Origin of the sequence: Caballeronia sp. LZ029 (assembly GCF_031451275.1) — a bacterium.
GTDB classification, from domain to species: Bacteria; Pseudomonadota; Gammaproteobacteria; order Burkholderiales; family Burkholderiaceae; genus Caballeronia; species Caballeronia jiangsuensis.
This window is the reverse complement of the sequence record NZ_JARUXO010000003.1, coordinates 1086514-1093263: the sequence shown is the minus strand read 5'-3', so window position 1 is coordinate 1093263 and position 6750 is coordinate 1086514. Positions and strand designations below refer to the sequence as shown.

Sequence of the window (6750 nt, the reverse complement as noted above, 5' to 3'; positions counted from 1 at the left end):
CGCCCGCGATCGAGTCCGGATATAAGTCCGCAACCACCCTCCTTGCCACGCACAATTACCTTGCAAATGGGAGGCGACCATATAAGTAATGTCGGGTTTGGGCTCATTAGAAATGTCCGGTTTTGTCCCGTGAAGGCGCACGCTGAGCGCAAGCGTCTTCAAGGGGCTCCGCCATGAACGAGCGTGGTTTCATCACGGCGACTATGCACGAACTCGAACGCATCAAGGTAATCGAGGCGGTCTGCGAGCATCGGCTGACGATGGTGCGGGCTGCCGAGCGACTGGGCCTGTGCGAGCGCCAGATCAGCCGTCTGGCCCGCCGCTATAGCGCGAGCGGTCCGGCTGGGTTGATCTCAGGCAAGCGCGGACAACCGAGTAATCGCGAATTGCCCGGCGATTTACGCGCCCGGGCGATGGCGCTGGTGCGCGAGCGCTATGCCGATTTTGGTCCGACGCTCGCCTGCGAGAAGCTGCGTGAATGTCACAACATCGAGTTGGGCAAGGAAACGGTACGGCGCTGGATGCGCGACGCCGGGCTCTGGATTACGCGCAAGCAGCGTCCACCGACACTACACCAGCCGAGGAACCGCCGATCGTGTCTGGGGGAGCTGATTCAGATCGATGGCAGCGATCATCGCTGGTTCGAGGATCGCGCACCGGCTTGCACGCTGCTGGTGTTTATCGATGACGCGACGGGCCGGCTGATGACGCTGCACTTCACCGCGACCGAGTCGACCTTCAGCTACTTCGAGGCCATGCGCAAGTATCTTCAAGCGCATGGCAAACCGGTGGCGCTCTACAGCGACAAGGCTGCGGTATTTCATTGCAACCACCACGCCGAGACCGCCGGTAAAGGCGTCACGCAGTTTGGACGGGCCTTGTTCGAGCTCAACATCGATACCTGGTGCGCCAATAGCAGCCAGGCGAAGGGACGCGTCGAGCGGGCCAATCTGACCTTGCAGGACCGGCTGGTGAAAGAACTGCGCCTGCGCGGCATCGACACGCAGCAAGCAGCCAACGCTTACGCCCCCCACTTCATGGCTGACTTCAACGGCCGCTTCGGCAAGGTGCCGAGAAGCGCGTTCGATGCCCATCGCGCGCTCAGAAGCGACGAGAACATCGAGTTGATCTTGACCTCACGCGTGGCGCGGCGCGTGACCAAGGTGTTGACGGTGCAGTACGACCGGGTCATTTACATGCTCGACGATACGGCAGAGAACCGCGCGCTGATCCACCAGTATCTCGACGTCTTCGAGTACCCGGATGGGCGTATCGAGATTCGCGTGAATGGGGCGGCCCTCGCCTATCGTCGATACGATCGGCTTTCCGAGATCGATCAGGGGGCGGTAGTGGACAACAAACGGCTTGGACATGCGTTGCAAGTCGCTCAGGTACTGCAGGCCGAGCGCGATGATCGCTGCGCTTCGGGCATGCCCTCGCGTACCAACCAGGGCATGGCGCCCCGGCCCAAGGAACGCAAGGTGGGCACGCGCACGCAGCGCGAACTGACCTTGGAGCAGCTCAACGCGGCTGTGTTGAGTTCCGCGCGAGAACGGGCCGCCGCGGTGAGAAAAGCGTGATCTAAAGCAGGATTAACGAGCCCTAGCACCGGACATTTCTAATGAGCCAGATACCCGACATTTCAATCTGGCCGTGACATTTTATGTGTAGCGGCAAAGTTGAAATGTCCGCTCATAGCCCAAAACGAATGCAGCGGACCACACCACCGACCGCCGCATTCAGCGCTATCCGCCCGCACAAACCGCCGGACAAATAGCGCACCCATCCACTCACGCACAATGCCCTTTGGCGCGCTCGGCGCGCGTCACCGTATGTCCGACGAGCAGACCAAAATCATAGGCACGTTCGAGCGCGCGCCCGATGTCCTCGACACGGCACATGCGTATGTCGGCGCTCGGCTTGCCCATCGGATCGAATGATTGAATGCCAAGCTCGTCGCGTGCGATCGTCAACAGCGGCTCCCAATAGGCTTCGTTTTTGTTGCGGTAGATCATGATGCGCGCTCCTTTTGCTTGCATTTACTAGTTAACTAGATTAATGCGATACCGGCGCGCGGCCTGCGGCGGATCGCCGCGATTGGAGCGTTGTCTCTAGAAACCACCGATGCGCTGCGAAACAATAGCGCGCATTTCGCCGTCATTGCTCTCGGAACGAGAACGCGGCGTTTCAGAATCCGAATCAATGCGAGCATCGCCCCACAAACAGCGTGCTTTTGCGAACGCGCATTCATTCGGTCAGCGAATCACGAAGCCGTTGCCTATGATTTACCTCAGGCCGGTTTCAGCTCATATCGTCAAGGAAAAGGAGTCGTTCACATGAAAGCTCCTCAGCGTTTGGCACGAATCGAGTTGATGGCGCCGCTTTCCGGCGTGATGGTGCAACTCGACACCGTGCCCGATCCGGTTTTCGCACAAAAGATGGTCGGCGACGGCGTGTCGATCGATCCGACATCCGACGAATTGCTCGCCCCCCTTCCCGGCACGATCACGCAACTGCATCGCGCAGCGCACGCGGTCACGGTGACCGGAGAAAACGGCCTCCAGGTACTGATACATATCGGCCTCGATACGGTGATGCTGCGCGGCGAGGGCTTTACGCCGCTCGTCAAGGAAGGCGATTCCGTCACGACCGGCCAGCCGCTGATCCGTTTCGATCCGCTCATCGTCGGCGCGCGAGCCGTGAGTCTGCTCACGCAGATGGTCATCGCGAATGGCGAGGAGCTCGTCACGCGCTACATGCCCGCCACGGGCCTCGTCACCGCGGGCAAGGACGTCGCGCTGGCGGTCGAGTTCGTCGGCGGCGCGCATGAAGATGCCGGCAGCGGCGCGGCCGGCGCCATCCGGTCCGACGAAGTCACGCTGCCGAATCCCCAGGGACTCCACGCGCGGCCCGCGGCGGTTTTCGCGGCCGAAGCGAAGAAATACAAATCCGATATCCGCCTTCTGCGCGGCAGCGGCAGCGACAGCGCGAACGCGAAGTCCGTCGTCGCGCTGATGGCGCTCGCGACGAAGTTCGGCGACACGTTGCGTGTCGAGGCCGCCGGCCCCGATGCAGGCGAAGCCGCGGCGGCGCTCGCGCGTCTGCTGGCGTCGGGCTCGGGCGAGAAACCCGGCGATGCGCCCGCTCCCGCCGCGCCCGCAACCCAAGCGGTCGCGCCGAAACCCGCCGCGCCCGCCGATGCGAACGAATTCACCGGCGTATCGGCGTCGCCGGGGCTCGCGGTTGGCAAGATCGTGCAGTTCCGACAGGAAGTCATCGACGTGGCCGAAGCCGGTGAATCGCCGCAACGCGAGCGCGCACGGCTCGACGCGGCGCATCATGAAGCGCGCCAGCAGATCGAGGCGCTCAAGGCGAAGCTAACCGATCCGTCGAAGGCGCAGATTCTCGATGCGCATCTGGAACTGCTCGACGATCCCGGTCTCAACGACACGGCCATCGGCGGCATCAGCGAAGGCAAAAGCGCGGGCTTCGCATGGCGCGCCGCGTTCGAGGCGCAGGCGAACAATCTGGAGAAGGTCGACAACGCGTTGCTGCGCGAGCGCGCGGGCGATATCCGCGATGTCGGCCGCCGCGTGCTGGCGCTGCTCGCGGGCGTGAAGCAGGCGCATATCGACGTGCCCGGCGAATCGATCCTGATCGCGGAGGAGTTGTCCCCTTCCGATACCGCGTCGCTCGATCGCAGCAAGGTGCTCGGCTTCTGCACGACGACCGGCGGCGCGACGAGTCACGTGGCGATCCTCGCGCGCTCGCTCGGCATTCCGGCGATCTGCGGCATCGACGAGGATGCGCTGCAATTGCCCGATGGCACGCTCGTCGTGCTCGATGGCTCGCACGGCAGCCTGCGCCGCAATCCGAGCGTTGACGAACTCGCGAAGGCGCGCGAACGCATCGAGCGTCAGACGAAGAAGCGCGAAGAAGAAAAAGTCGCCGCGAGCAAGCGTGCCGTCACCGCCGACGGTCATCGCGTCGAAGTGGTCGCGAACATCCGCAATGCGCAGGAAGCGCGCGACGCGGTCGTGGCGGGCGCGGAAGGCGTCGGGCTGCTGCGCTCCGAGTTCCTGTTCGATAACCGCGACACCGCGCCATCGGAAGACGAACAGGCCGCCGAATATTGCGCGGTCGCCGAGGCGCTCGGCCGCGAGCGTCCGCTCGTCGTGCGCACGCTCGATGTCGGTGGCGACAAGCCGCTCTCCTACATGCCGCTGCCGAAGGAAGACAACCCGTTCCTCGGGCTGCGCGGTGTGCGCGTGAGTCTCGATCGTCCCGACATGTTCCGCACGCAATTGCGCGCCATTCTGCGGGCCGCATCGATCGGCAATCTGCACATCATGTTTCCGATGGTCGCCGCGATCGAGGAAGTGCGCGCGGCGAAGCGGATTCTTCAGGAAGAAGCCGGCGATCGCATCGGCGACGTGAAGATCGGCGTGATGATCGAAGTGCCGTCCGCCGCGCTGATCGCCGAGCCGCTCGCGCGCGAAGTCGATTTCTTTTCTATCGGCACCAACGATCTGACGCAATACACGCTCGCGATGGATCGCGGGCATCCGAAGCTCGCTAAGCAGGCCGATGCGCTGCATCCGGCGGTGCTGCGTCTCATCGGCATGACCGTTGAGGGCGCGCACCAGCACGGCAAGTGGGTCGGCGTGTGCGGCGGCATCGCATCGGATGCGATGGCCGTGCCGGTGCTCGTCGGGCTCGGCATCGACGAGCTATCGGTCAGCGTGCCCGCCGTCGGCTCGATCAAGGCGCAACTCGCGCGCCTCACGATGGACGAAGCGCGCACGCTCGCGGCGAAAGTCATCACGCTCGGCACGGCCGAGGAAGTGCGCGCCCTCCTCGCGCCCTACGCAGAATAAGCGGAGACCTTTCATGTTCAAGAATGCATTCGGCGTGGTGCAGAAAGTCGGCAAGTCGTTGATGCTGCCGGTCGCGGTGCTGCCGGTCGCGGGTCTGCTGCTCGGCCTCGGCGCGACCGATTTCCACGGCTACGTGCCCGCGATCATCCTGGAACTGATGAAGAACGCGGGCGATGTGATCTTCGGCAATCTGCCGCTCATCTTCGCGATCGGCGTCGCGCTCGGCTTCACGGAGAACGACGGCGTATCGGGCATCGCGGCGACCATCGGCTATCTCGTGATGACGGCGACGCTCGGCGTGATCGCGAAGGTCGAAGGCGTCGAGACCAGCCTGATCATGGGCATACCATCGATCCAGACCGGCGTGTTCGGCGGCATTCTCGCGGGCGGTCTCGCGGCGTGGATGTTCAATCGCTATTACCGGATTTCACTGCCGGCCTATCTCGGCTTCTTCGCGGGCAAGCGCTTCGTGCCGATCGTGACGGCCATCGGTTCGATCGTGCTCGGCGCGGTGTTGTCGGTCGTGTGGCCTCCGATCGGCGGCGTGATCAAGGCGTTCTCGCAATGGGCGGCGGTCTCCGATCCGCGCACCGCTGCGACGGTCTACGGCTTCGTCGAACGTCTGCTGATTCCGTTCGGCCTGCACCATATCTGGAACGTTCCGTTTTTCTTCGAGGCGGGCAGTTTCCTCGATCCGACGACCGGCAAGGTCGTTCATGGCGACATCAACCGCTTCTTCGCCGGCGATCCCACCGCGGGCATTCTGTCCGGCGCGTTCCTGTTCAAGATGTTCGGCCTGCCTGCCGCGGCCATCGCGATCTGGCATTGCGCGAAACCGGAAAAGAAAGTCGCGGTCGGCGGCATGATGGTGTCGGCGGCGCTGACGTCGTTTCTCACCGGCATCACCGAACCGATCGAGTTCGCGTTCCTGTTCGTCGCGCCCGTGCTGTACTTCATTCACGCGTGTCTCGCGGCGTCGGCGCAGTTCGTCGCCAACACCTTGGGAATGCGCATGGGGTTCACCTTCTCGCAAGGCGGCATCGACTTCCTGATGTTCAACCTGATCGGCAACAAGGCGACGCACGCGTGGTACGTGTTCATCCTCGGGCCGATCTACGCGGCGATCTACTACTGCGTGTTCCGTTTCGTGATCACGCGTTTCAACATGAAGACGCCGGGACGCGAGGACGACACGGTGGAGAGCGCGGCGGTGAGCACGGGCCCGGGCGGACGCTCGCGCGATCTCGTGCTGGCGTTCGGCGGCCGCTCGAACATCAAGAGCCTCGATGCGTGCATCACACGCTTGCGGATTTCGGTGAACGATCCATCGCTCGTCGACGATGCGCGCTTGAAAGCGCTCGGCGCGGCGGGCGTCGTGCGCGTCGGCAATGGCGTGCAGGCGATCTTCGGGCCGTTGTCGGAAAACATGAAGACCGACATGCAGGAATACCTGAAGTCGGCGGGCAGCGATGCCGATCTGCCGGTGGCCGGCGTGGCCGCCGCCGCGCCGGAAGCTGCGCCCGCGCCGGCTGCGGTTGCCGCGCAGGACACGGCGCAGCAGAAGGCGCGTGCGGAGAAGATTCGCGCGGCGCTGGGCGGCGCGGCCAATATCCTGAAGCTCGAACCGCTCGCGGCCACGCGATTGCGCGTCGCGCTCGGCGATGCATCGCGGCTCGACGGCGCCGCGTTGAAGGCAGCCGGCGTGCCCGCGACGCAAGCGCTTGCCAATGGCGAAGTCGATCTGATCGTCGGGCTGGAAGCGGAAAACCTCGCGGGCGCGATGCGTTGAATCAGGCACGTTCGATCGACGGTCCCGCATCGATGCGCGGCCGTCGATTCGGCATGCACGCGCGGCTATGCGATGATTCGAGGC

At 63.9% G+C, this 6750-nt stretch carries 4 protein-coding genes; 3 read left to right on the top strand and 1 reads right to left on the bottom strand.

All coding sequences use genetic code 11. From position 1 onward, the window contains the following. Window positions 1–173: 173 nt before the first annotated feature. Window positions 174–1580 (top strand): ISNCY family transposase, encoded by a 1407-nt coding sequence (locus QCE73_RS24415; protein ID WP_309883930.1) that lies wholly within the window; start codon window positions 174–176, stop codon window positions 1578–1580. Window positions 1581–1790: 210 nt separating this feature from the next. Here QCE73_RS24415 and QCE73_RS24410 read toward each other — a convergent pair whose 3' ends face one another. After that, window positions 1791–2015 (bottom strand): DUF6900 domain-containing protein, encoded by a 225-nt coding sequence (locus tag QCE73_RS24410; protein ID WP_035499921.1) that lies wholly within the window; start codon window positions 2013–2015, stop codon window positions 1791–1793. A 321-nt stretch (window positions 2016–2336) separates the two neighbouring features. Between QCE73_RS24410 and ptsP the strand changes: the two genes are divergently transcribed. Next, a complete protein-coding gene (gene ptsP, locus QCE73_RS24405) occupies window positions 2337–4877 on the top strand; it encodes a phosphoenolpyruvate--protein phosphotransferase (protein ID WP_309883929.1) in 2541 nt (846 codons plus the stop codon). A gap of 13 nt (window positions 4878–4890) precedes the next feature. Beyond that, complete coding sequence (ptsG, locus tag QCE73_RS24400; RefSeq protein WP_035499841.1) at window positions 4891–6666, top strand: PTS glucose transporter subunit IIBC; 1776 nt, start codon at window positions 4891–4893, stop codon at window positions 6664–6666. Window positions 6667–6750: the final 84 nt, after the last annotated feature.